The sequence below is a fragment of the Microbacterium sp. Cr-K32 genome (genome assembly GCF_000708345.1).
GTDB classification, from domain to species: Bacteria; Actinomycetota; Actinomycetes; order Actinomycetales; family Microbacteriaceae; genus Microbacterium; species Microbacterium maritypicum_A.
On record NZ_JARD01000014.1, the window covers coordinates 60,216 to 85,720 of the forward strand.

General features: G+C 69.4%; 22 protein-coding genes. 6 read left to right on the forward strand and 16 right to left on the reverse strand.

Going from position 1 to position 25,505, the window contains the following annotated elements:
• Positions 1-118 precede the first annotated feature (118 nt).
• Together GZ64_RS0106830 and GZ64_RS0106835 are read left to right on the forward strand one after the other, a co-directional pair.
• A complete protein-coding gene (locus tag GZ64_RS0106830; RefSeq protein ID WP_029258875.1) occupies positions 119-562 on the forward strand; it encodes a MarR family winged helix-turn-helix transcriptional regulator in 444 nt (147 codons plus the stop codon).
• Complete coding sequence (locus GZ64_RS0106835; protein WP_021200226.1) at positions 559-1,545, forward strand: zinc-binding alcohol dehydrogenase family protein; 987 nt, start codon at positions 559-561, stop codon at positions 1,543-1,545. The genes GZ64_RS0106830 and GZ64_RS0106835 overlap by 4 nt, the downstream gene beginning before the upstream one ends.
• 152 nt (positions 1,546-1,697) lie before the next feature.
• Here the strand turns inward: GZ64_RS0106835 and GZ64_RS0106840 are convergent, their stop codons facing one another.
• The 9 genes from GZ64_RS0106840 to GZ64_RS0106880 all read right to left on the reverse strand — a co-directional run bounded on the left by GZ64_RS0106840 (position 1,698) and on the right by GZ64_RS0106880 (position 12,144).
• Positions 1,698-3,875 (reverse strand): hypothetical protein, encoded by a 2,178-nt coding sequence (locus GZ64_RS0106840; protein WP_029265597.1) that lies wholly within the window; start codon positions 3,873-3,875, stop codon positions 1,698-1,700.
• 107 nt (positions 3,876-3,982) lie between these two features.
• A complete protein-coding gene (locus GZ64_RS19415) occupies positions 3,983-4,903 on the reverse strand; it encodes a GNAT family N-acetyltransferase (RefSeq protein WP_029265598.1) in 921 nt (306 codons plus the stop codon).
• Positions 4,900-5,874: a hypothetical protein gene (locus tag GZ64_RS0106850; RefSeq protein ID WP_029265599.1), complete on the reverse strand. Its 975-nt coding sequence runs from the start codon at positions 5,872-5,874 to the stop codon at positions 4,900-4,902. Before GZ64_RS0106850 ends, GZ64_RS19415 begins: the two co-directional genes overlap by 4 nt.
• Complete coding sequence (locus GZ64_RS0106855) at positions 5,871-6,872, reverse strand: hydroxyacid dehydrogenase (protein WP_231479839.1); 1,002 nt, start codon at positions 6,870-6,872, stop codon at positions 5,871-5,873. The genes GZ64_RS0106850 and GZ64_RS0106855 overlap by 4 nt, the downstream gene beginning before the upstream one ends.
• A 32-nt stretch (positions 6,873-6,904) precedes the next feature.
• The gene (locus tag GZ64_RS0106860; RefSeq protein ID WP_051667878.1) at positions 6,905-7,966 is read right to left on the reverse strand and encodes a dihydrodipicolinate synthase family protein; all 1,062 of its coding nucleotides are present in this window, start codon (positions 7,964-7,966) and stop codon (positions 6,905-6,907) included.
• The gene (locus GZ64_RS0106865; protein ID WP_029265602.1) at positions 7,966-9,000 is read right to left on the reverse strand and encodes an NAD-dependent epimerase/dehydratase family protein; all 1,035 of its coding nucleotides are present in this window, start codon (positions 8,998-9,000) and stop codon (positions 7,966-7,968) included. The genes GZ64_RS0106860 and GZ64_RS0106865 overlap by 1 nt, the downstream gene beginning before the upstream one ends.
• A gap of 19 nt (positions 9,001-9,019) precedes the next feature.
• Positions 9,020-9,925, reverse strand: coding sequence for a carbohydrate ABC transporter permease (locus GZ64_RS0106870; RefSeq protein WP_021200219.1), 906 nt, complete (start codon positions 9,923-9,925; stop codon positions 9,020-9,022).
• A complete protein-coding gene (locus tag GZ64_RS0106875) occupies positions 9,922-10,827 on the reverse strand; it encodes a carbohydrate ABC transporter permease (protein WP_021200218.1) in 906 nt (301 codons plus the stop codon). Before GZ64_RS0106875 ends, GZ64_RS0106870 begins: the two co-directional genes overlap by 4 nt.
• A gap of 75 nt (positions 10,828-10,902) precedes the next feature.
• Entirely contained in the window at positions 10,903-12,144 is a 1,242-nt protein-coding gene (locus tag GZ64_RS0106880) for an ABC transporter substrate-binding protein (protein WP_029265603.1), read from the reverse strand.
• A gap of 189 nt (positions 12,145-12,333) precedes the next feature.
• Here GZ64_RS0106880 and GZ64_RS0106885 point away from each other — a divergent pair, with 189 nt between their 5' ends.
• The 3 genes from GZ64_RS0106885 to GZ64_RS0106895 are packed head-to-tail and all read left to right on the forward strand — an operon-like array spanning position 12,334 to position 15,562.
• Positions 12,334-13,518 carry an ROK family transcriptional regulator gene (locus tag GZ64_RS0106885; protein ID WP_029265604.1) on the forward strand — a complete coding sequence of 395 codons (1,185 nt, stop codon included), beginning with the start codon at positions 12,334-12,336 and terminating at the stop codon, positions 13,516-13,518.
• Complete coding sequence (locus tag GZ64_RS0106890) at positions 13,515-14,543, forward strand: Gfo/Idh/MocA family protein (protein ID WP_029258868.1); 1,029 nt, start codon at positions 13,515-13,517, stop codon at positions 14,541-14,543. Before GZ64_RS0106885 ends, GZ64_RS0106890 begins: the two co-directional genes overlap by 4 nt.
• Entirely contained in the window at positions 14,540-15,562 is a 1,023-nt protein-coding gene (locus GZ64_RS0106895) for a Gfo/Idh/MocA family protein (RefSeq protein ID WP_029265606.1), read from the forward strand. The genes GZ64_RS0106890 and GZ64_RS0106895 overlap by 4 nt, the downstream gene beginning before the upstream one ends.
• Before the next feature lie 138 nt (positions 15,563-15,700).
• Here GZ64_RS0106895 and GZ64_RS0106900 read toward each other — a convergent pair whose 3' ends face one another.
• Together GZ64_RS0106900 and GZ64_RS0106905 are read right to left on the reverse strand one after the other, a co-directional pair.
• Positions 15,701-16,156 (reverse strand): hypothetical protein, encoded by a 456-nt coding sequence (locus GZ64_RS0106900; RefSeq protein WP_136025429.1) that lies wholly within the window; start codon positions 16,154-16,156, stop codon positions 15,701-15,703.
• Between the two features lie 199 nt (positions 16,157-16,355).
• Positions 16,356-18,464, reverse strand: coding sequence for a DUF7927 domain-containing protein (locus GZ64_RS0106905; RefSeq protein ID WP_029265608.1), 2,109 nt, complete (start codon positions 18,462-18,464; stop codon positions 16,356-16,358).
• A gap of 459 nt (positions 18,465-18,923) precedes the next feature.
• Here GZ64_RS0106905 and GZ64_RS0106910 point away from each other — a divergent pair, with 459 nt between their 5' ends.
• The gene (locus GZ64_RS0106910; protein ID WP_029258864.1) at positions 18,924-19,928 is read left to right on the forward strand and encodes a magnesium and cobalt transport protein CorA; all 1,005 of its coding nucleotides are present in this window, start codon (positions 18,924-18,926) and stop codon (positions 19,926-19,928) included.
• Between the two features lie 10 nt (positions 19,929-19,938).
• Here GZ64_RS0106910 and GZ64_RS0106915 read toward each other — a convergent pair whose 3' ends face one another.
• The 5 genes from GZ64_RS0106915 to GZ64_RS0106935 are packed head-to-tail and all read right to left on the reverse strand — an operon-like array spanning position 19,939 to position 25,489.
• The gene (locus GZ64_RS0106915) at positions 19,939-20,406 is read right to left on the reverse strand and encodes a hypothetical protein (protein WP_051667879.1); all 468 of its coding nucleotides are present in this window, start codon (positions 20,404-20,406) and stop codon (positions 19,939-19,941) included.
• A complete protein-coding gene (locus tag GZ64_RS0106920) occupies positions 20,403-21,311 on the reverse strand; it encodes an LssY C-terminal domain-containing protein (RefSeq protein WP_051667880.1) in 909 nt (302 codons plus the stop codon). Before GZ64_RS0106920 ends, GZ64_RS0106915 begins: the two co-directional genes overlap by 4 nt.
• A 55-nt stretch (positions 21,312-21,366) precedes the next feature.
• Complete coding sequence (locus GZ64_RS0106925; protein ID WP_029265610.1) at positions 21,367-23,190, reverse strand: glycoside hydrolase family 15 protein; 1,824 nt, start codon at positions 23,188-23,190, stop codon at positions 21,367-21,369.
• 6 nt (positions 23,191-23,196) lie between these two features.
• The gene (locus GZ64_RS0106930) at positions 23,197-24,531 is read right to left on the reverse strand and encodes a hypothetical protein (RefSeq protein WP_051667881.1); all 1,335 of its coding nucleotides are present in this window, start codon (positions 24,529-24,531) and stop codon (positions 23,197-23,199) included.
• Between the two features lie 4 nt (positions 24,532-24,535).
• Positions 24,536-25,489, reverse strand: coding sequence for an NmrA/HSCARG family protein (locus tag GZ64_RS0106935; protein WP_029258860.1), 954 nt, complete (start codon positions 25,487-25,489; stop codon positions 24,536-24,538).
• Positions 25,490-25,505 lie beyond the last annotated feature (16 nt).

Below are 25,505 nucleotides of genomic sequence, written 5' to 3' on the forward strand. Positions count from 1 at the left end.
CGGCACCTCTCCCGCCGCCTCCCCCGCAGGTGAGATTCGCCCTTCTCGCGCCCGGTCCACCGAATCGCCCATATACTTGCCACGGAAAGTAAGTCAGTGCTCGTGGAAAGGAAGCGCCGTGGACCTGCATCGACTCTTCGATGATGTGATCCGCTTCGAGATGGAGATCTGGGAGGCGGTCGACCGACGTCTCCGCGCCGAGCATTCCCTGCCGCTGAGCTGGTTCGAGCCCATGCGGGCCATCGACCGGATCGAGAACTGCCGGGCTTCCGACATCGCGACCGAGCTCTCGATCACCGAGGGCGGCACCAGCAAGCTGGTCGCTCGCATCGAAGCAGCGGGCTATTGCGAGCGCACACCGAACCCCGACGACCGGCGGGCCTCGTTCATCACGCTCACGCCGGCGGGCGAGGACATGTTGACGATCGCGACCCAGACCTTCGGCAGAGAACTGGAGCCGTGGTTCCAGAGCGTCTCCGCCGACGACCTTCAGCACTTCGCCACCACTCTCGCCACCCTTCGGGTGCGCAAGCCCATACCGACGACAGGAGTCACCCCATGACCGAGATGATGCGCGCGATCGTGCTCGACGCACCCGGCCCCGTTGAGGCCCTCACCATCCGCGAGCTGCCGATCCCGACACCGAGTGAGGGCTGGGTGCTGATCCAGGTGAAGGCGTTCGGCTTGAACCGCTCCGAACTCCACACCCGACTCGGCCTGGCGGAGGGCGTCACCTTTCCCCGCGTGCTCGGCATCGAGGCGACCGGAGTCGTCGTCGAGGCGCCCGGGGGCGAATTCACCCCCGGCCAGCAGGTCGTGGCGGTGATGGGCGGGATGGGACGCGCGTACGACGGCGGATACGCGGAGTACACCTGCGTTCCCGCGACCCAGGTGATCGCTTTCGAGAGCGACCTCGACTGGGGCACCCTCGGCGCCCTGCCCGAGATGCTGCAGACCTCGTACGGGTCGCTCACCGTGGGGCTCGACGCCCAGCCGGGCCAGTCGATCCTGATCCGCGGCGGCACCTCGTCGATCGGGATGGCGACCGCGGTGCTCGCGAAGCAGCGCGGGATGACGGTCTTCTCGACCACACGCAACCCCCGCAAGGCCGAGGCGCTCACCCGCATCGGCGTCGACCACGTGCTCATCGACGACGGCGACGTGCAGGCGCAGGTCAGAGCGATCCTGCCCGAGGGCGTGGACACGGCTCTCGAGCTGGTCGGCACGCCGACCCTGCCGGACACCCTCCGCTCGACCCGCGTGCACGGCGTGGTCTGCTTCACCGGGATGCTCTCGAACGAGTGGACCGTGAAGGACTTCTACCCCATCGAGTACATCCCCCGCGGCGTGCGCCTCAGCGCTTACGGCGGAGGCGCGGCCGACCTGCCGCCGGCTGTGCTCCAGGGCTTCCTCGATGCGGTCGCGGCCGGCGAGGCCACCGTGCCGATCGACCGGGTCTATGCCTTCGACCAGATCGCCGAGGCGCACACCGCGATGGAACAGGGCACCGCCGTCGGCAAGCTGGTCGTCGTCACCGGCCTCTGACCCGACACCCCCACACCCCACACCCCACACCCCGCCGAGTGCACGGGTTCTCGCCGAGTGCACGGCTTCTTCACGTCGAGAAGCCGTGCACTCGGCAGCATCCCGTGCGCTCGGCGGCATCCGCGGCACTCGCGCCAGCAAGCGCGCCCGGCTCAGACCCTCAGGTTCGCCGAGTCGACGACGCGCGGGCCCTCGGCGGGGAAGGCCGTGCGCGTGACGCCCGACTCGACGTTGCCGGTGTGCACCAACGTGGACGAGGCGCCGAACGCGGCATCCGCCAGCTCCAGCGCCCCGCCCTCGAAGCGGTTGCCGACCGCGCGGTAGTGAGTCGCGCCCTTCGTGACCGCGACGTGCGTCGTCGCCCCCTCCGCGCGGAAGGTGCTGTCGGAGAGCGTCAGATGCAGCTCGCCGTCGCCGGTCCGGGAGACGCCGGTGCCGCCCTTGACCGCCACGTCCGATCCCGCGATCTCCACGGCCTGCCGCTCTCCTCTGGCCGCGGCGATACGGGCGTTGCGGAGTGTCGATCCCTCGAACCGCAGACGCTCCGACGACGAGGCGATCGGCGCGGCATCGTCAGCCGCCGTGAGCGTCGATCCCCGGAACGTGACCGCTCCGGCTCCCGCGATCTTCATGCCGCCGACCCGGTCGAGCACCGTGTCGACGAAAGTGACGGGTGTCTTCACCGTGGCGTTGGTGAGTTCTCCCGGCGCGACGAACGTGAAGTGCGAGTCGGCGATCACCGTCGGCCGTGCGGAATTGTCGGACGCCTGCGTGATCACGAGGGTGTCGGATGCCGTGCACCCGCGCAGCTGCGCGCCGTCGGCGTTGATCCACAGCATGCCGGAGCCGGCGAGCGAGGGCTTGCCGATCACCTGCACGTCTTCGAGCGTGAGGTCGGTGATGCGCACACGGGCGACGAACCACGAGCACACGTGCTTGCGCACCGTGATGCGCTTGGCCGCCGAGCCCCAGGCCGCACCGGAGTTCGCGAACGTCATGAGACCGGAATTGCCGGTGTACGTGAGGTCGTGCTCGTACTGCCCGTGGGTGACGAACGGACCCTGGTCGTCACCGTCGCCGTGGCAGTTCTCGACCAGGCAGTAGGCGCTCGCGGTGAAGTCGTTCAGGTGCCGGGCGTTCGCGGTGTGGCAGTTGGCGACGTATCCGTAGAGGCAGTAGATCTGCTGCGTCAGGTAGCCGGCCCCACCCCAGGTGACCGAGGTCGGGTTCTTGAGCGTGCAGCTCACGGTCGAATAGTAGGTGTTCCACCGGCGCTGGATGAGCGGCCAGAAGGTCCCCGTGCCGTCGATGTGGTCGACGTCGCAGCGCACCGCGTACTCGAACGCCAGCGGGTGCGATCCCGTGTACTCGTCGGTACCGGTGCCGAGGAACTTCAGGTTCGACACCGTCACGTCCTGCACCGGCACGACCCGGCGCCAGGTCATCGTGCGATCCTTGCCCAGCGGCCAGCCGTTCTTGTAGTTGATGCGGATGTGCGTGCCGTCCACGATCTGCGTGACCTGCACCATGCGCTGCAGCTCGCGCTCCCAACGACCCGACAGCGCGTTCACCTCGGCCGCGTACCAATCGCCGACAGCGAAGAACGACGAATCGGCGACCGGGAAGATGTCGCCGAGATCCGGCACCACCTCGCCGAGCTTCGCCTCCTGCACCGCATCGGTCACCTCGCCGCGGAAGAACATGACCGCCGCGAACGGATCGTCTTTGCCGGCGTTCTCGATGCCGACCGTGGTCATGAGGTGTCCCCCGAAGTCGAAGGCGATGTTCGACCGTGAGAACGTGTGGCGGCGCACGAAGTTGAGGGGGCTGTGCCCCTCGATGCGGTGGATGCTCGCGTCGTTCACCATGGCGTCGAGGGCGTCGTCGGCGTTCACGCTCGCATCCATGATCCCGAACATCCGGAAGTCCACGACCCCGCCGTGCACGAGCAGCCACGCTCCGCCCTTCGGGGCCGCCAGCACGGTGCCGCCGTTGGCCGCCGGAGCGTCCTTCTTCACGAAGCGGTACAGCCCGGCACCCCCGTCGCCGGCTGCGGCGTAACCGGTCGTGCGGACCAGATCACCGTCCTTGCCCTTGCGCTTCACGAGCGCGGTCGCCGTGCCGCCGTTCGCCACCGACGACGATCCCGAATCGCCCTGCGTCACGATCGGGCCGGCAGCCTGCGCCGGAGTCTGCGCGCTGACCGCCGCCACGCCTCCGATCGCCGCCGCGCCGAAGCCGGCGAGCAGCATGCGCCTGCTGCGCAGGGTCGCGGTCGGGCTCTCGAGAGCGGCCGTCTCCTTCTGGGTCGTGCTCACCTTCTGGGTCATGCTCATCCTCCTTGCGGCGTCATCGCCGCGGTCAGGCGTCCGGTCCTTCGGCCGGGCCGCATCATCCGATCGATCCCCCGTCCCCAGCGCTTCTCCGAGCGAGGCGCTCAGAAGTAGTCGCCCGCCGTGAAATGGCGGATGCCGTCGAGCCGCGGCGCACGCCGCAGCGCACGGATCATCCCGGTGCGGTCGTCCTGCCGCACAGCCTCGGGGGCAAAGGCGCGGAGCGCGCGATCCTCCTCCGGCAGGGCGGGAACGGCGAGCTCGCACGATGTCACCCCGGCGGAGTGCCAGTCGACGGCGATGGCGGAGAGCAGCTCATCGCGCGCCTCGTCGCCGTCCATTCCCGGGAGCACAGCGCTCTCCAGGAGCGTGCCGATCCCGCCGCGACGCTCGGCGACCGCGTAGCCGAGCACCGTCGACCCCTCGGTCCGGCAGTACAGCGTCGCACCCCGCATCCGCACCTCCGCCATCGCCCTGTCGCGGTCACCACGCACCGGGGCGAGCACGACCCTGCCCGCACGTGAGCACTCGTAGACCTCGCACAGCGGGCGGAAGCTCCCGAGTCCGACGGTCGCGCGCTCGACTCGCGCATCGGTCCCGGCCGACACGGGTGCCGTCCAGGAGCCGGCCAGAGTGCGCGCCATGGAGAAGGTGTCGAAGCCGCTGGACCGATACACCTCCGGGGTGCCGGTGAACAGCAATGCCCAGTCGGCGTCGCCGCCCGTCTGCAGGGTCGCCGCCACGAGTCGACGGGCGAGGCCCTGTCCTCGCGCCCGCTCGGCCACCGCGACGCTGCCGATCGCGTGCACCTCGGCGACGCCATCGGACTCGCGCAGCTGCTTGGGCAGACCGTAGATCGAACCGCACAGGCCGCCATCGTCCTCGGCGACGAGTGTGTGCGCGAGCCGCTCCTGATCGATGAGCCACTGGTCGGGGGCGAGCGGCGGCGTGAACGCCTGCGCCCACAGCGCGGTGAGCGCGGTCTGATCCTCGGCCCGAGCCGCACGGATGAGCGGTGCACTCATGCGTCGCTCCGGGCGATCTCGGCCGCGCGGACCGTGTTCGCCACGACCACCCGCGACTCGCTCCAGGGAGCCACGGTCGCCCCGCGCGGTGCCGCATCGAGCAACGCGTGGATCAGGTCACGGAACCCCAGCGTCTCGTTCGGCCCCTCACCCTGATCGCCCACCGCGTCCTGATCGCCGTCCACGTCGAGCGAGACCGAACGGATACCGGCGGCCGTCACCGCCTCCGCTCCGTACGCATCCGCGCCCGGCGTCCCCGTGACGAGCACCTGCACCGGCACTTCGCGCTCCGCGCCGGGAACCCGCAGCAGACCCTCGATGCCCGCAGCATCCTCCGACGCGGTCGTCGATCCGGGGCGCGTGCGCGTCCAGCCGGATCCCGAGACGAGAGCCGCCCCGGGCAGCAGCACATCGACCATCTCCCAGGCGTGCACCCCGACCGTCACGGCCGTACCGCCACCGCGCCGCGGGTCGTCCTGCCACGCCCGGTCCGGCAGTTGGAAGGCGGCATTGTCGTGCTGTGCGTGCACGCGGAGCGCGAGCACATCCTCGCCCCCGATCTGCCCGGCCAGCGCGACGAGCGCCGGAGCGAAGCGCAGGACGGAGCTCGTGCCGACGGGGGTCGACGATGCCGTCAGCACGCGGTCGATCTCGGCGAATCGAGCCCCGGTGGGGGCGATCACCTTGTTCACGAACACCGGAGCGTCTCGGCTGCCGAGCAGGTGCAGAAAGCCCCGGACCTCGTGCGGGCGCGGTGTCGCGATGACCAGGTCGGGACGCAGCGCCGTCAGCAGATCGAGCGAGGCCACCGCCGCGCCACCGAAACGCAGGGCGAACTCCTCGGCCGCCCCCGCATCCGCATCGTGCACCCCGACGACTTCGGCACCGAGCGCGCGAACGTTCGCGGCGTCGCTGTAGGGGTGCGAGTGCGCGAGTCCGGCGAAGGCCACACGCAGCGGGGTGCCGGTCATGCCATCGACGACAGCTGGTCGCGGGAGACGGCGTGCGCGAGGGGACGCCCCGCGGCGAAGGCCTCGACCTCGTCGGCGACGATCCGCCCCTGACGCCGTCGTCCCTGGGTCGTCCCGGCGGCGCGGTGCGGGGTGACCAGCACTCCGGGAAGCGCGCGGAACGGGCTGTCCGCGGCGAGCGGCTCCTCGTCGAACACGTCGATCGCGGCGCCCAGCCGTCCCCGCTGCAGCTCGTCGATCAGCGCCGCCTCATCGACGATCCAGGAGCGCGCGGTGTTCACGAGCCCGGCTCCGTCACGCATGAGGGCGAGCTCGCGGCGACCGATCAGGTGGTGGGTCTCCGGCAGCGTGGGAGCGTGCACGGCGACGATCTGCGCGCGCTGCAGCGCTTCGTCGAGCGACAGAAGCTCCGCCCCCAGTGCTGCAGCGGCGGCGGCATCGATCGTCGGGTCGACCAGCAGCGGCTCGGCGCCGAGCACCCGGATCAGTTCGAGGTAGGCCCGCCCGGTGCGGGACGCCCCGATCACCGCGATGGGGGTGCCGAGGATCTCGCGCTGCACGCCCACGGCATCCGCGTCGTACCAGCCGTCGCCGGCGCGCAGGGCGTTGTGCATCTCGGGCACCCGGTGCAGCAGGGCGAGCGTGAACGTGAGCGACACCTCGGCGACCGGCCGCGCCATGCCCGCACCCGCCTGGGTCACGACGACACCGCGGTCGAACAGCTCATCGGTCGCGAAGGGCTTGATCGTCGCACCGGTGTGTGCGATCAGCTCGAGCTTCGGCAGCGCCGCGAGCACTGCCGCGTCGAAGGGGCCGACGCCCCAGCTCGTGATCACGACGCGTGCGGCGCCGAGCTCTGCCTCTGCGAGTCGATCGACCCGTGCGAACCCGCCGCCCAGACCCGCGGCGACCGCACGGAGGCGTTCGGCATCCGCGTCGGAGAAGAACTCCGTGAAGAGCTCCTCCGAGACGACCGCGACCACGGTCGGCGCACTCATGCCCACGCTCATCTCGACACTCACCGCAACACTCACCTCAACCAGGTCTCGAGGTTCTCGGCGATGAAGGCGTCGTCGTTCAGATCGGGATACGCGAGACGCACCCGCGCGATCTCCTCCGCCTGCCCCGGCGAGAGACCCTCGGCGGGGTCGAGGCACCAGGTGCCATCGAGCAGCCCCTGCTGGCGGAGCATCTCATGCACGCCGGCGATGACGCCGTGGAAATCGTTGCCCGGATCGAACACCGCCTGGTTCACGTCGACCATGTCGGAGGCGATGAGGCCCAGCTCGCGGTAGGCGTCCTCGTCTCCCCCCATCGCCCGCTGCGCGCGTTCGAGCAGCGAGACGGCGGCACGTGTGCCCACGGCCCACTGGCCGAGCAGCCCACCGACGAACCGCAGGGTGCGCGGACCGGTCGGCGAATCCACGTGGAACTCGGAGAGCAGGTCGGCCACGATCGCGTCGTCGTTGCCGGTGTAGAGAGCGATCTCGTCGGCACGGCCGGAGGCGGCGACCCCGCGCACCAGCTCCAGCGTGCGGTAGCGGTCGAAGGGAGCGGCCTTGACGGCGACGACGGCCGGGATCGAGGCGAACTCGCGCCAGAAGTCGCGATCGAGCACAGGTCCACCGATCGCCGTCTGCAGGTAGAAGCCGACCACCGGCAGCACCTCGCCCACCGCGCGGGCGCGTTCGAGCAGAGCCCGCTCGTCGGCACCGGCGACGCGAGGGCTCACGAGCACGGCGTCGTAGCCCAGGTCGCGGGCGAGCTCCGCTTCGGCGACCGCCTGGGTCGTGCCACCGGCGACACCGGCGATGCGCACCACGTCGGCATCCGCGCGGGCATCCAGCTCCTCCGCGGCGAGCGCGAGGACCGGTTCGAACAGGGCGTGCTCCGGATCGCGGATCTCGAACTGGGTCGTGTGCACCCCGACCGCGATGCCTCCGGCCCCGGCGTCGAGGTAGTAGCGGGTGAGGGCCCGCTGGCGGCGCTCGTCGATGCGTCGTTCGGCGGTGAGCGCGAGCGGGTGCGCGGGGATCACGGCGCCGCGGGCGAGGGTGGCGGCGGCCTCCGGGCGCAGAGGGGGAACGGTCATCAGAACTTCCCGTCCCGCACGGCCCACTTGGTCGGCTTGGCGATCATCGGCAGCTCCTTCTCGATCCAGTCGGCCTGGAGGCCGATCAGGGTCTCGGCCGAGACGGCCGGGTAGCCGAACAGTGCCATGCAGCGGCGGGCGTCGCTGAGCAGCGCGGTGGGCTGCGGCTCGTCGACGATCTCGACCTCGCGGTCGAACAGGGTGCCGAAGCGGCGGGCGATCGATTCGACGCTCAGCAGTTCGGGCCCGGTGAGGTTGATCGTGAAGGGGGCGGTCGAGGCGTGCACGAGGCTGCGCAGCACGACCTCGTTCGCGTAACCCTGCCAGATCACGTTGACGTTGGCGGTGGCGACCGACACGGGCTGTCCCGCATGCACGGCGCTGCCGATGTCGGCGAGCACGCCGTAGCGCAGGTCGACGGCGTAGTTCAGGCGGATGATCGCGACCCTGGTGCCGCGCTCCTGCGCCCCGAACTCGAAGACGCGCTCACGTCCCAGGCACGACTGCGCATACTCGCCGATGGGTGCGGGCTGCACCTCTTCAGACGCTCCACCCGAAGCCGCAGGAAGGAACGGGTAGACGTTGCCGGTCGAGAGCACCGAGATCGCGCTGTCGCGGTAGCGGCGGGCGACGCGGTCGGGCAGCGCGGCGTTGACTTCCCACGCCCACGACGCGTTGGTCGCGGCGCCGAACTTCGCACCGACCATGAACACCACGTTCGGGGCATCCGGGAGGGATGCGAAGTCGTCGTTCTCGATCAGGTCGAACGGGACGACCTTCACCCCGGCGCTCTCCAGGCGCTCGCGGATCGCGGCGTCTCCGAAGCGGGAGACGGCGTAGACCGTGTCGCCCTGGCGTCCGGCGGCATCCATCCCGCGGCGCGCGAGCATCGCCAGGGTCGGACCCATCTTGCCGCCGGCGCCGAGGATCACGAGGTCGCCCGCACCGCGTGCGAGATCGGCGATCAGCGCGGCGCTCGGTGTCGCGAGCGCCTCCTCGAGTTCCGCCTCGGAAGTGAACTGGTGCTGAGTCATGTGGTGCTTTCCCTTCTTCTCAGCCCTTGATGCCCGTACCGGCCACGCCCTCCTGCACGTACCGCTGAGCGATGAGGTACGCGAGGAAGATGGGCAGCAGTGCCACGACGGATCCGGCGAGCATGGTGCTCAGCGGCACGTTCTGCTGCTGCAGCGACGAGATGCCGACGGTGAGTGTGAACATCGCGTTGGACTTCGCGATGATGAGCGGCCACAGGAAGTCGTTCCAGTGCCACAGGAAGACGAAGATGCCGAGCGTCGCCAGGATCGGCTTGCACAGCGGCAGCACGATCCGCAGGAAGATGCGGAACTCCCCGGCGCCGTCGATGCGTGCGGCCTCGAACAGCTCGTCCGGCAGCCCCTGGATGAACTGCCGCATCAGGAACACGGCCTGTGCGTTCGCGAGCGACGGCAGGATCAGGCCCCAGTACGTGTCGACGCCACCGAGGTTCGCCATCAGGATGAACGTCGGGATGAGGGTGACATGGAACGGCACCATCACCATCGCGAGGAACGACCAGAACATCACCTCCTTGCCGCGGAAGCGCTTCTTGGCGAACGCGTAGCCGGCGAGCGCCGAGAGGAAAAGCACCGCGACGACCGAGACGAGCGAGTAGATGAGGGTGTTGCCGAGCCAGCCGAGGATGTTCTGCCCGGCGAGCACCTGCTCGTAGGCGTCGAACGAGATGTCCTGGAAAGGCAGCAGGGAACCCGGGAGCTCGACGACCATGCCGGGCTTCAGGCTCAGCACGACCATCGCGTAGAAGGGGAAGAAGCTGAGGATGCCGGCCAGGCTCAGCCAGATCCATCGCCCCACGATCCCCCAGCCGGTGGGCTGCAGCGCGCGGTAGGCGCGGCGCTGCTTCGTCGACGTCTTCGGCGGCGTCGCCGGGGTCTGGGTCGGCGGCTGCAACAGAGCGGTCATTTCTGCTTTCCGATCACCAGGCGCTGGATGAGCGCGACGACGAGGGTCATGACGAACAGGGCCACACCGATCGCGGCCGCGTAGCCGTAGTCGAAGTAGCGGAAGCCCTGGTCGTAGAGCATGTAGACGAGCGAGTAGCTGGCGTTCGCCGGCCCGCCCTGGGTCATCACGTAGATGACGTCGAACACCTGGAACGCGGCGGTCGTCTCGATCACCGCCAGGAAGAAGAACGTCGGCCGCAGCACCGGGAGGATCACGTAGCGGAAGCGCTGCCAGGCGTTGGCGCCGTCCATCAGCGCCGCCTCTTCGAGCTCGCGCGGCACGTCCTGCAGCGCGGCGATGAGGATCATCATCCCGTAGCCGAATCGCGACCAGACGCCGACGACGACGATCGCGGGGATCACCAGGACGGTGCTGCCGAGCCAGGATCCGCCGAGACCGAGGGGCGCCATCAGCGCCGACCAGGGTCCGTTCGCGGAGAAGATCCAGACGAAGATCGACCCGGCCAGCACGAGCGAGGTGATGACGGGGAGGAAGAAGATCGAGCGGAAGAAGCGTGCGCCGCGGAAGGCCCGACGCACGCCGAGGGCCATCACGGTCGAGAGCACCAGCGCGATCGGCACGGCGCACACCGTGTAGATGAGCGTGGTGCCCATCGCCCGCCAGAACAGCGGGTCGGCGATCATGCGCTGGAAGTGGTCGAGACCCCGCCACGAGATCTCACCGGTGATGTCGTAGTCGAAGAAGCTCAGCGCGACTCCGGCGATGCTCGGGCCGAAGCGGAAGGCGATGAACAGGAGGAAGGCGGGGAGCACGAACAGGAACGCGATCCGCGCCTCTCGTCGTGCGAGCACCCGCGTGACCCGCCCTGCGGGCTTCTTCGCCGTGGTTGCCGTCGTCATCAGTGGTACCTCACGTGGGGGGAGTGAAGGGGTGCGGGGGCGTGCGGAGTTCGGGCTCCGCACGCCCCCGAGGTGTTACTTCTTGACCAGCGGCGCCGCGGCGGTCGCGGCATCCTTCAATGCGTCCTCCGGCGACTTGTCGCCGAGGAGCGCTGCCTGGATCTCCGGGGCGAGCACGCCCATCAGCGCACGGGACGAGGCGTTGAGCTCGCCGACCGTGGTGTCGGGAACATACTTCTCGACCTCGCCGAGCAGCGGGTCGTCCGCGTACAGCGGCTCGGTGGTGCTGAGTGCGGAGAAGTAGCCGGCGGCCTTGAGGTACGGCTCGACGACGTCGGCGCCGGTGGCGTACTCGACGAACTTCGCCGCCGCGTCCTGCGCCTTGGAGCCCTTGAGCACCGAGAGCGATCCGACCGTGCCGTAGGCCACGGACTCCTTCTCGGTCAGCGGCGCCATGACCTTGACGTTCTCCTCGCCCCAGAAGGGCACGACCTCGTTGACCGCGTTGTTCCACGTGCACGCGACCTTGCCCTGGGCGACGGCGGTCTGCTCGAGCGGGACGTTGGTGGTGAGCGCCTCGGGGTCGAGAGCACCCGCCTCGGCCAGGTCGGTGAGGAAGGTGAGCGCCTGCACGCCTTCCTTGCTGTCGAAGCCGACGTCGCCGTCCTTCGTGTAGACCTCGCCACCGGCCTGCCACAGCAGCGGGTAGTAGGTGAGGTTGAGGGTGTTCTCCGCGGATGCCGGGTAGTTCAGGGCGTACATGCCCTTCTCGGTGAACCGGGGGGCCATCGCGGTGACGTCGTCCCAGGTCTCGGGGTACTCGGTGACGCCCGCGGCCTCGAACGCGGCGGCGTTGCAGATGAGCGGCTGCGCGCTGGTGAGGATCGGGGCTCCGAGGATGTCGCCGTCGAGCGTGACCGACTTCTTCACGTTGGGCAGCAGGTCGTCCTGACGCTCCGCGCTCAGCAGGTCGTTGAGCGGGGCGATCGACTTCTGGTACGCCGCGAGCTGATCGGGGATCAGGTAGACCACGTCGGGCCCCTTGCCTGCCGCGATCGCGGTCTGGAGAGCCTCGTCGCGGTTCGCCCACGGGAAGATCTCGTACTTCACGTTGATGTTCTCGTTCTGCTTCTCGAAGTCGGCGATCGTCGAGTCCCAGAAGTCCTTGTGCACCGCCTCGTCGGCGATGACCGGGTAGAGCCAGACGGTGATGTCCTGCTCTCCCTCTGCGGTGTTGCCTCCGCCGGCCGAACATCCGGCCAACAGGGTGGCGGCCGCGATTCCCGCGACGACGCCGGTGATCTTGCTGACGCGCATGGTGCTCCTTTGCTTATACCGTGCTGAGTACGGTTCATTATGACACTGCAATGGGATAATTCGTCAAGTACAAGTTCTCAGAGCCATGTTTCCGCCGTTTTTCCCGTTCGAGAACATCAAAGCTTGATCTGAGAATCGGGTGTGCTAATTTGATCGCACCCGACGACGGAGATGAGGAAGGGACCGCACATGGCCGTGAACAGCCCGCTCTCGATCGTCGCGCGATCCGCTCTGCAGCTGCGCGACTCGGGGCCCGCGACCGTGAACGATCTGTCCCGCTCGCTCGAGATCTCGCGCACGTCGGTCGAGAACGCGGTGACCGTGCTGGCCGACTCGGGCCTGATCGTCGACGCCCCCGCCCAGAACGGCGGCGGTGCCGGTCGCCCCGCCCGTCGCTATTCGTTCCACGGTGCCGCCGGGACCGTCGTGGGCGTCGACATCGGTGTCGCGAGCGTTCGCGTCGTGCTCGCCGATCTGTCAGGGGTCGTGATCGCGCAGCGCAGCTACTCCGGTGTGGCCGAGCAGCTCGACGGCGCAGCCAAGCTCGCGGCCGTGATCGACGACGTGCGCCGCACCCTCTCGGTCGTGTCGATCCCCGCATCGAAGGTACGAGCGGTCGGGGTCTCGCTCCCCGGCATCGTCGACGATGCGGGACGCGTGACCACCTCGGTCGTGATCCCGGAATGGTCGGGCATCGACATCGGCTCGCAGCTCCGGCACGCGTTCGGCTGCCCCGTCGCGGTCGACAACGGGGTGCGGCTCGCGGCCGTCGCCGAGCACCATCTCGGGGTCGCGCAGCTCGTCGACGACGTGATCTACCTGTCCGTCGGCAACCGGATCGCGATGGGACTGATCCTCGGTGGACGACCGCGCCGCGGCATCCACAACGCCGCGGGCGACATCGGCCGCCTCGCCTTCCGCGGGCTGAACACCGAGACGGGCCAGATCACGTGGCGCACCGCCCCGACCGCCGCCGAGGTGTTCGCTCTGGTCCGAGGGGGCGATCACGCCGCGCAGCAGGAGCTCGACGCCTTCATCGACGAGCTCGCGCACGGCATCGCCACCCTGACCATGACGGTCGACCCCGCCATGATCGTGATCGGCGGCGGGCTCTCCGCCGCGCACGAGCAGCTGCTCGATCCGCTCCGGGCGGCCCTGCCCGGCCACCTGGGCCTGCCCTTCCAGGTGCCGATCGCCGAAGCACGGCTGGGCGCCGAAGCCGCCGCGCACGGAGCCGTCGTGCATGCGTTCCAACGGCACGCCGCCGAGATCTACGGCATCGAGGACATGCCGGCGCCGCCCATCACCCCGCGGCCGCTCGAACCGGTGGGGGCGGAAGACCCCGTCATCGACACAACCGAGGAGAAGCAGTGAGCACGTTGAAGGTCGGACTCATCGGCGCGGGCGGCATCTCCCGCGTGCATGCCGACGCCTGGCGGGCGCTCGGGGCGGAGGGGTACGTCACCTCTCTCGTCGGAGCGGAGGAGATCGCCGAGGAGTACGGATTCGAGCTCGTGCCCGACGTCGACACCCTCATCGGGCTGGTCGACATCGTCGACATCGTGACCCCCAGCAGCACCCACGCCGACTTCGCGCAGCGCGCCATCGCCCGGGGACTCGACGTGATCTGCGAGAAGCCGCTCGCGGCGACGGCCGAAGCCGCGGCGACCGTGGCCCGATCCGCCGAAGAGGCCGGGGTACGGCTCTTCCCGGCCCACGTCGTGCGGTACATGGGCGAATACGCCCAGATCAAGGCCGGCATCGACGCCGGTCGCATCGGCACGCTCGCCGTGCAGCGGTTCAGCCGTGCCGGCTCCGCCCCGCAGACGCCGTGGTTCTTCTCCGAACGCGCGGGCGGGGGCGTCATCCGCGACCTGATGATCCACGACATCGACCAGGCCGTCTGGTTCGCCGGTCCCGTCGCGAGCGTCTACGCAGTGCAGAACCCGCCGACGATCGACGACCGCGTTCCCGCCCCCGTCACGTCGCACGTGGTGCTCACGCACCGCAGCGGCGTCATCAGCCACATCCACGGCAGCTGGGTCGCTCCGGGCATGCCGTTCCGCACGAGCGTCGAGGTGTCGGGCTCCGAGGGGCGCCTCCGCTACGACAGCGCCGAGGACCATGCGCTGCGCACCGACGCCGTGCTCCCTGCGGGCGACGCCGACTACCTGCCGCCGATGTCTCCGCAGGAGAGTCCGTACTACGCCGAGATCGCCGACTTCGTCGCCGCGCTGCGCGAGGGGCGGGAGGCGAGGGTCAGCCCTGCGGACGGCATCGAGGCGGTCGCCGTCGCCGAGGCCGCATACGCGTCGATCGCTTCCGGCGCCCCCGTGGCGCTGTCCGAACACCGCGCTCCTGAACATTTCGCGCCCGATGCCGAGGAGGCCGCCCGATGACCGCTTCCGCCCCGCTGCGCATCGCCGTGCTCTCGTTCGCGCACACGCATGCCCTCAGTTATGTGCACGCGCTGCAGACGATGCCGGGAGTGGAGCTGATCGCGGCCGACCCCGACGGCGCTTCGGCTCCCGACGACGCCCCTCGCGGCGCAGACCTCGCGTCCGAGCTGGGCGTCGCCTACGTCGAGACCTACGACGAAGCCTTCGCCTGGAAACCGGATGCGGTCGTGATCGCCGCCGAGAACTCCCGGCATCGTGCCCTCGTCGAGCGCGCGGCCGCGGCCGGGGTGCACGTACTCTGCGAGAAGCCGCTGGCCACGACGGTCGCCGACGCGATCGCGATGCGCGAGGCGTGCGACCGCGCCGGCGTGATCCTGATGGTCGCCTACCCGGTGCGGTTCGCGCCGAGCGTGCGCGAGGCGATCGCCGAGCTGCGCAGCGGCCGTCTCGGCACGGTCCTCGGCGTCACCGGCATCAACAACGGCAAGCTGCCGCAGGATCGTGCCTGGTTCACCGATCCGGAGCTGGCCGGAGGCGGCGCACTGGTCGACCACGTCGTGCACTGCGCCGACCTGCTCGACGAGCTGCTGGGTGAGCGCGCCCAGTCGGTCCGCGCCGTGTCCAACAGCATCCTGCACGCGCAGAGCGAACTCGACGTCGAGACCGGCGGACTCGTGACCATCCGGTACCCGAGCGGGGTCATCGCCACGATCGACTGCTCCTGGAGCTGGCCGATGAGCTCGGCCACCTGGGGTGGACTCACCCTGCAGGTCGTCGCCGAGCGTGGCACGGTCACGGTCAGTCCCTTCGCCAAGGGGGTCGCCGGGCACGATGCGCACGGCGAGACCTGGAGCCCGGTCGGCGCCGACCTCGACGCGCTGCTGCTCGACGAGTTCGTGCGCGCCGTGAGCGAGGGGCGCCAACCGCAGCCCGACGCCGGCGTGGGCATCCGCACGGTCGAGATCGCCACGGCCGCGCAAGCCTCCGCCGCCCGCGGCGGCGCGGTCATCGCCCTCTGACGCGCCTCGCGACGGACGATAACCACAGCCGCGGACACAGCCGTCACGAGCTCACCCGAACCGAGCGGTGAGCTCGTGAACCTGGTCACGGTTGATCGTGCAGGTCCCGGCGTGCGACAGCACTCCGTCTGGCGTCGTCTACTCCTTGCAGAAGTAGGCGACGTCGGAGGCGAACGCGGTCCCGCGCTCCGCAAGCTCCTGGGATATCTTCGTCGCATCCGTCCCGGCCGGCAGCGCCCTGATATCCACTGCGTACCCGTCCATGGCTGTCGCGTAGTCGGGAGTCAGACCGGAGTCGACATCCTCTTGTCCGCTGATGAACGCCTCACGGATCTTGTCGACCAGCGAAGCCGCAGCTGCGGGGTCGGACTTGACGAGTTCGGAAGCCCTCTCGAGATCAGGCACCACGTCGGCGGCGACCTTCTTGAGAGCCGTGCACATGGCGAGCTCCGCAGTGCTGAGGGTGCTCGCCGACGTGCTCGTCGGTGCCCCCGTGGGCGACCCTGCGGGTGCACCCGAGGAACTGGTGCACGCGGCAAGCAGACCCGCAGCCAGAACCAGTCCACCGAGAGCTGCTGCTGTCTTCGTCTTCATGAGATGACCTCCGGTCCTCGACGTTCGCATCATCCGGATGGACACTCGTTGAGCGTGATGCGTAACGTGTTACGCGATCATCCCTGAACCGGACTATGCATCTGCCGAGGCCGCGAGGGAACGGCCGGTCGGAGCGCTCCCGACCGGCCTTCCTCGACGCTCCCGCCTCGGCCCGCGTCAGCTCACGTGTCCGTTCAGATCAGCTCACGTCGTGGCGAGCCCTACGGCGCCCGCGGAGGACGAGCCCTGCACCGACGGCGATGACCAGCACGGCGCCCACGATGCCGCCGATCGCGACTCCGCCTCCCGTGGTCGCAAGGCCGGCAGCGGGGGGCGGGACCCGGTCGTGCGTGGTCGTGCAGGCGGTGCTGCACCCCGGGCTGGTGACCGTGTTGACCAGGTCACCGTCGCCGCGCGTTCCCACGGTCACCGAATACGTGATCGTGACCACGTCGCCCGCTGCCAGGTCGCCTCTCCACGAGAGCGTCCCCGCGGCCGCGTCGAAGGATGCGGCACCGGCAGAAGCGGAGGCATCACCGTTGTAGGCGGCGTCGTCCAGCACCTCGGCGAGATCATCCTCGAGCACCGCTCCGGGAACGGACGCCAGACCGCGTTGGGTCACCGTGAGCGTGTAGGCGATGACGGAACCCGCCGCCACCGAGCTGCCAGACCTGGGGTCCGACTCCTTGGTCACGATGTAGCCGCCGACCGGTGTCTCCGTGGTGTCCGGAGGGGTGATGACAGGGGGCTTACCCGGGGGCGTGCCTGTCCCCGTCGCCGTGTTGACCACCGCGCCCGCGGCGAGATCGGCCGGCGTGATCGTATAGGGCCGGTCCGCCGTGCACACCACCGACTCCGCCGGGGCGAGCGCGTCCGGATCGCAGGTGATGCCGATACCTGCAGCAGCGAGCCTGTCGTCGTCGATCGTGAGTCCCGTGAGCGGAGTCTCGCCGGTGTTGGTGAGTTCGAACTCCCACGTGATCCGGTCGCCCACATCGTCGTAGCCGTTTCCATTGGCGTCGACGACTCCGGTGACCCTCTTGTCGAGGATCATCCCGGGCACGAGCGGGTCGTTGAACACGGTGCAGACCACGGCGACGCCGGCGATCTGCGGAATCGTGACGCTCCCCGACGGACCGGTGCCGGAGCCGATCGTGGCCCCCGCGGGCCCCTGCGCATCGACGCACTCCCAGCGGGATCCGTAGTCCGCGAGATTCGTCGTTCCCGCGGCGGTCTCGCCGAAGTCGTAGGTGGCGTTCGGCTGCACGATGACCGATCCGGCGGTCTCGGCCGGCGACTGCGTCTGCAGCCCGGGCTCAGCCCCCTCGGTGACCCCGATGCTGCCTGGTCCCGGCACGATGCCGCCGCCGGTGATCGAGAGGGCGAACTGATCGGTGGGCTGCACCCGCCCTGCCACGTTCTTCTGCACCGTCAGGGTCGGCGGCGCACCACAGGTCGCGAAGTCCGTCATGTTCGAGGCGACGGCCCCCGAGACCGGCACGTTCCCGACCAATGCCCCGGTGGTGGCGTTCACCCGGAGGATCGGTCCCGCGCCTCCACCGATGTACACCTCGCCGGTCCCACCGAAGGCGATGGCGGCATAGGTCACACCGGCGACGGGCTCGATCGTCGTGAGCAGCGACGAGGTGAGTGCGGAGTTCGACCCCGTCGAGGGGATCGAACCGTCGACGCGGATCAGCGCACCACCGGTCGGTGTGCTGCCCACGATGTACATCTGACCGAGGGTGTCGAACGCGAAGTCGCTGTTGGTGAGCGCGATGCCGTCGGGCAGACGGATCGTCGAGGCGACGCCTCGATTCGTGTTCGTCACGGGGTCGTAGACGGCGATCTGGTACTCGGTGCCGCCGGCGCCGATGCCCCCGTAGTAGTAGAGCCCGCTCGTCGGGCTCACCGCCCCGCCGACGGCCGAGTAGCCCGTGAGCACCTGGGCCGGTGTGGAGTCGAAGGAGTCGGTCGCGAGCGTGTAGTCGTACACGGTCCCCGCCTTGGTGAACAGGAAGTTCCCCCCTCCCGGCGCGATGCCCAGCTGATTGACGACGTTGTCACCGGGAAGGTCGACCAGCGCGGTCGCCGCCCCCGTCGTCGCATCGATCTGCCAGAGATCGCCGTCACCCGCACCCTGGTTGGTGACGTAGACCGTCGACCCCGTGCACTGCAGGACCGGCGCCGCCTGAGCGGCGGGTGCGGTGGCGATGGAGGCCCCGACGAGCCCGGCCGACACCATCAGCACGGCGGCGATCCCACCCCACAGACCGCAGGCTCGAGGACGACTGAGGGCAGCGGACATGGAGTCTCCTTCGTGCGGCGCATCGTCCGCACACACCGGGCGCACGAAGAGGCTGCGCCGGGAGCGGACGGATCGATGCGGAAAGGGGCGACGCCGGACTCTCCGCATCGCTTCGAGGTCCGATGCTACTAGCAGGTAACGTGCTACTCCACCTCTCGGCGAGCAGAATACTGCTCTGATCGGGGCAGGAGCGCGACCGGGAAGCCTCACAGCAGACAGGAGTATGCTGACGTGTTGGGTCGTTCGGCCCGAAGAGTCCCGAAAGGCGGTGATGGCGATGTCCGGTGATAGTTACGACGCCGCCTTCGCTGCGTCGCGACTCCCTGCGCTCGCGCGTTGACCTTCCGGTCCGCTTTCGCACGTCCTTCTCCGCAGCCGTCGGCGGCGTCATCCGCCCCCCTGACGAACCCGCGCACGGAGCTCTCTGCTGCCGTGCACCTGCGAGAACGGAGCCGCATCATGGCGCTCATCGACAACGGCGTGTACGTCCACGGACGTCGCGTGGAGACCCCCAAGAACCTGGACGAGACCTACCGGATGCTGGACGCCGCCGGTGGCATCGCGTGGATCGGCCTGTACCGGCCCAGCCCCGAAGAGGTGGCGTCCGTCGCGCGCGAGTTCGACCTGCATCCCCTCGCGGTCGAGGATGCGCTCTCAGGCCACCAGCGCTCGAAGGTGGAGCGCTACGGCGACACCCTGTTCGCGGTGCTGCGTCCGGCTCGCTACCGCGACGAGCAGGAGTCGATCGAGTTCGGCGAGCTGCACCTGTTCGTCGGCCCCGACTTCGTGGTGACGATCCGGCACGCCGAGTCGCCCAACCTCGCCGCCGTGCGCGCACGCATGGAGGCGAACCCCGAACTGCTCGCGATGGGGCCGGAGGCCGTGCTCTACGCGATCCTCGATGAGGTCGTCGACGGCTACGAGCCGATCGTGGCGGGTCTGCTGAACGACATCGACGAGATCGAGGACCAGCTCTTCGGCGACGGCGACGACGACAGCGCGCTCTCCCGCCGCATCTACGAGCTGTCCCGCGAGGTCATCAACTTCCAGCGCGCCGTGCACCCGCTGAACGGGATGCTGGAGTGGCTGCGTCGGGGATCGGCGAAGTACCGCATCGACGAGGAGCTGCAGCGTTCGCTGCGCGACGTGCTCGACCACACGATCCGCGTCAACGAGAAGATCGACTCGTTCCGGGCGATCCTCGAGAACGCGCTCACCGTGCACTCCGCGCTGGTCGCACGCCGCCAGACCGAAGCCGGGCTCGCGCAGAACGACGAGATCAAGAAGATCTCCTCCTGGGCGGCGATCATCTTCGCCCCGACGCTGGTCGGCACGGTGTACGGGATGAACTTCGACGTGATGCCCGAGCTGCACTGGGCCTTCGGCTACCCGATGGCCATCGGCGCGATGGTCGCGTTCGCCGTCGGCCTGTTCGGGGTGTTCAAGTACAAGAAGTGGCTCTGACCCGACGGCCTCACCCGAGTGGCTCACCGGTGCTGATGAAGCGGGGGTCGTTGCGCCGGGCGAAGCTCCGGGCGCTCTGCGCCGACAGGGCGAGCAGCACGAGGATGTCGAGCGCGACGCTCGCGAGCGAGGTGCGGAACGTGACGGGGATGCCGGCGTTCCACCAGTCGAGGAAGACGACGATGATGCTGAGCGAGGCGAAGCTCATCGCCACGATGCGGGCCCAGTTCGACCCGGCGAACACCAGGCCGGCGAGCACACCGTAGAACAGGTACCAGACGCCGAGCGCGCTGAACCCGACGATGAGGAGGACGTCGGCGACATCCGGCGGAACCAGCACGGTTCCGTCGCCGGTGGAGAAGATCTCCTCCCTGATCGCTGTCCAGTTCAGCACGTAGACGAGGATCGAGACGAACCCCCAGATCACCCGGAGCGACATCAGCACCGTGCCGAGGCCGGTGGCCAGAGGACGCTTCACGACAGACCCCGCAGCTCGGTGACCGGCGCCTCCTCGACGGCCTCCTCCGCGGCATCCGCCGACCGCGCCTGCACCACGCGGCGGAGATCGACCACGGGCAGATCGCCATCGGTGTGGATGCTGTCGCCCCCGCCGTTTCGGGAGTGGTATCCCGTGGAGAAGTCACGGATGATGACGATGCGCACCCCGGTGTGCGCCTCGCGAAGAGTGCGGACGATGTGATCGCGTTCGATGTCGATGTCCGCATCGATCTTGTGGGTGATCTGGAGGGTGAACAGCGAGAACCCGACCGCACGGTCGAACGTGCCGGCGGCCACCCAGTCGACACGGTGCCCACCTGGCAGCATCCAGCCGTCAGGGCAGCGCCAGAATCTGACATGGTGCCGCTTGGCCGGGTTGCCCTCGACCTCCTGCTGATAGGCGAGATCCTGCCGTCTCCCGAACAGGAAGAGCGGGCTGACCGGGGCCTCGTCGTAGCTGCGCCTGAGCATGGTCGACGACACGATGCGCCAGGTCGACACGGCCGTGATGTCATCGGCGCGTGTCCACCCGGCCTCGGCCATGCACCGGGTGAGCTGCTCCTCGGTGCCGAGGACGGCGAGGTTCACCGGGTCTCCGAGCAGGCCGTCGCTCGTTCGCGCCCGCCCGATGAAGTAGCTGGGCACGTAGATGCGCGTGAGGATGGAGTGCAGTCTCGGCAGCACGAGGTAGGCGAGGATCAGCCAGAACGCCACCGCGAACCCGATGGCCCACCAGCCCCACGAGAACGCCTCCGTGATGATGAGATACGCGAGCCAGATCGCGGCGAGACCGGCGAACACGAAGAAGACGTCGTCGAGAGCCGCGTTGACGGAGAACCGTCGGCGCGGGACCAGAGGGTCCCGCCGCTTGATCGGTTCCGTCATGTCCACATCCTAGGAACTGCGCGCTCGGGTGAGAAGACGCCGAGGGACCGCCCCCTCAGCGCGACCTCTCCTCTGCGGAGCCGAGATCCGCCAGGGCCAGCGCATCCGCTGCACGCACGAGCGCGAGGTGCGAGAAGGCCTGCGGAGTGTTGCCGAGTTGCCGCCCCGCCACCGGGTCATACTCCTCCGACAGCATCCCCACGTCGTTCGCGAGCCCGCACAACCGCTCCATGAGGGCATGCCCATCCGCACGCCGCCCCGTCAACGCGTACTGCTCGACCAGCCAGAACGAGCACGCCAGGAAAGCACCCTCCGAGCCCGAGAGTCCGTCGACCCCCGTGCCGGTGCGATACCGACGCACGAGCCCGTCGGACATCAGCGTCTGCTCGATGCGTGCGACCGTCGCCAGCATCCGGGGATCATCCGGCCGGCAGTACCCCACCTGCGGAAGGAGGAGCAGCGAGGCGTCGACCTCGGTGGTCGCGTAGTGCTGCACGAAGTGACCGTCGACGACACCGTCGCGATCGATCTCCTCGCGCATCCGATCCCGCAGCCCGCGCCAGCGCTCCACGGGGCCTTCGAGCCCGTGCTCCTCGACCGCGCGCACCGCGCGATCGAACGCCGCCCACATCATCACCCGTGAGTGCGTGAAGAGACGGGGCTCACCCCGGATCTCCCACAGTCCCTGATCCGGGCGCTCGATCTGCTCGGAGGCGAATCGGACCAACTCGCGCTCCAGAGGCCAGGAGAAGCCCGACTCGTTGAGTCCCGCCGCCCGCGCGGCCGACAGCGTCACCAGCACCTCGCCCACGACGTCGGCCTGATACTGGTCCGCCGCACCGTTGCCGATCCGCACCGGGGCGGAACCCTCGTATCCCGGGAGATTCGTCAGCACGCGCTCCAGGAGATCTCTCTCCCCCGCCGGGCCGTACATGATCTGGAGGTCGGCAGGGTCCCCGGCGACGGCCCGCAGCAGCCATTCCCGCCACTGCCCCGCCACCCCGAGGAACCCGTGGGCGAGCAGCGCTTCGAGGGTGAGGGCGGCATCGCGCAGCCAGACGTAGCGGTAGTCCCAGTTGCGCACGCCCCCGATCTCCTCCGGCAGGGCCATGGTCGCCGCGGCGGCGATCCCGCCCGTCTCGTGGTTGGTGAGTGCCCGCAGGATCAGCAGCGACCGGACCACCTCGTCCCGGTGCGGGCCGTCGTGCGAGATCCGATCGGCCCAGTCCTGCCACCAGGCCTTCGTGGCGTCCAGCTCGTTCTGCACGTCGAGCGCATGGGGGAGGTCGAGGTGCGAGGGGAACCACGTCAGCTGCAGGTCACGCACCTCTCCGGCGTCGACCGCCAGCTCGCCCCGGTGCTGATGGTCGATCGGCTTCAGCGGTGCACCGCGCAGGGCGAGGGCATCCGGGCCCCCCATCGCGACCAGACAGGGGTCTCCCTCCGGCCCGACCTGGCGCACCCAGGGCATCACCCTGGCGTAGTCGAAGCGGATGCTCAGCCGCTGCTCGAAGACCATGGAGCCGCGCACTCCCACGATCCGGCGGACCAGATCGGTCCGCCGGATCGCCGCATCGGGATCGAGTCCCATCGGCATGAAGTCGTGCACCTCGGCGACCGCATCGCCGCTCTCCCATCGGGTGACCAGCACGAAGGTCTCCCGGTCGTAGCGTCGCGTGCTCGTCGCAGCGGGGTCGGTCGGATGCAGCAGCCACCGCCCGTGGGACTCGTCGCCGAGGATCGCCGCGAACGTCGATGCCGAGTCCAGCCGCGGCAGGCACAGCCAGTCGATGCTGCCCGCGCACGACACCAGCGCCGCCGTGCGGCAGTTGCTCAGCAGCGCGTAGTCCTCGATGCGGACGCCCGCCTCATCCCCCACGGCGCCTCAACCCCTCGGGCCGGATGATCGGAGGTCGATGTCCGCGATGTCGATGTCCGCGATGTCGATGTCCGCACTGTCGAGCAGCGACACGGCCCTCGAGCCCGCTCCCGTGGCGCGGACGCCACCGGCTATCGACACCTCGCCCACACGTCCCCCCACTTCCAGTGTGACCACGTTAGCCCCCGCGGTGACGAGCCGTCCGCCGATGCGGAGCGCGTCGACGGATCCGGTCCCCGTCACGCTCAGCGCGATCGCCGGGAGCGTCATCTGCACGCCTTTGACGAGGCTCAGCCCCTCACCGCCGCTCGTCGTGACATCGCCATCCACTGCAAGCCTCCCCATCGGCCTGCTGATCTGGATGCCGATCGACCCGTCGCCCGTCGTGCGGATGCTCTGGAACCTCGCCTCCCGCAACGTGCCGTCGTAGAGGTTGAAGCCCCGGGCACCCTTCCCCGTCGTGACGATCGGCGCGCGCACGTCGAGGGTGTCGATATCGCCGAAGTTCACGACCCCGATACCGCTCGGCCCGTGCGACGCGACCTCTCCCGTGGCGATCCAGGTGCCCACCGATCCCCAGTTGTCGAGCACCATGTCGTTCGGGCCGTACGTCGTGACGGCCCCCGCGGTGCGCACCGCGTCGACCGTCGCCCCGCTGAGCACGAACACCCCGGCCGAGATCAGGTCCGGCGTCCCCGCCGGGATCGCCCCGTCCGTGTGCACCTCTCCGGTGCGCAGTCGGGTGACGTGCACGGTTCCGCCCGCACCGCGCCCGTCCCGACCTCCGTGTCCCCCGACGAAGATCCCGCTTCCGTACACCGGCTCGGCCTCCGTCCCCGCAGAGATCTCGAGCAGTTCGGCTGTCAGCTCCACCTCGGGATCCGCCTGCCGGTTCCACAGCGTGAAGCCTCCTTGCAAGACGTCCACGCCGAACCCGTGCGGACGGTGGAACCGTCCACGCAGGTCGGCGGTGATCACCCGCACGTTCTCGGCCTGCACGTGCCCGGCACGCACACGGTCCTCCGCCAGGATGACGATCTGCCCCCGCGTGGTGACGTTGCGCAGCGTGAGGGTGCCGAGATCGGTCACCCCCGTGTCGTTGAGGATCGCCGCCTCCTCATCGGCCGTCAGGATCGAGATGTCCTCGAGCGTGTTGTCCGAGGTCAGCCGCACACCCCTGGCCCCGAACTGCAGGGTCCCTCCGCGAAGACTCACACCGGGCGCGAGGGTGAACCCCGGCGCCCCGACGATCACCCCGCGCACCTCGATGTCCTCGACACCTGCGCTGACGGCGGCCAGCAGCTCCCGAGCCGTCGAGACGGTCACCGCGTGTTCGCTCATCGTTCTACTCGGCCGTCAGCAGCGCGACGTTCTCCTGAGCCCACGTGCGGAAGTCCTTGAGCCCGGGAACGAGTTTCCGCAGTGACGTCAGGTCACGCGCCCCGGTGAACTCGGCGTCGAAATCGCCGTAGTACTGGAACATGTTGCCGAACTCGTCACTGCCGGGAGCGCCCGAGCTGCGCGCATCGTCGTACGCGATCGACCGGAATCGCACGGGTTCCCCGAGCACGTCGCTCAAGACGGACGCGTACTCGGCTCCCGTCAGGTGGTCCCCCGCCAACCCGACCGTCCGGCCGATGTACTCGTCGCCCGCGGCCAGGATCGCGAACGCGGTCCGTCCGATGTCCGAGACGTCGACCGCCGACATGCGCTTCCCGTCCTCGAGCGGAAGCGTCAGCGTCAGCACACCGTCGTCCTCTCGACGCGCGCCCATCGCGGAGGCCGCGAGGTTCTGGAAGAAGAATGCCGTGTTCAGGTAGGTGGTCGGCACTCCTGCCGCGGCGAAGAAGGCGTTGCCCTCGCCCTTCGCGTCGAAGTGCGGCACGTTGTAGTGATCCTGCAGCACAGGCATTCGCGGGTCTTCCAGGGGGAGCAGATCGCGCGTGTCCTCCAGCGTCGACCACACCACGTGGCCGACGCCGCTCGCGGCGGCGGCGCGGGCGAGCGTCGCGATCTCCGCGAGCTCCCTGGCAGCGGATCCGTGCGCCCAGAAGTTCGTCACCAGGAACGCGCCATCGACGCCGGTGAGTGCGGCGACCACGCTCGGCTCGTCGGCGAAGTCGGCCTGCACCACCTCCACTCCGCGTGCGGCGAGCGCGCGTGCGGCCGGGGACGCCGGGTCGCGCGTGAGCGCGCGGACGGCGAATCGCTGCTCGGGGTCGGCGAGGATGGCGTCCACGACGCCACCGCCCTGGGAACCGGTCGCACCGGCGACCGCGATCTTCTTCTGTTCGTTCATCGGCTTTCCTTCTGTT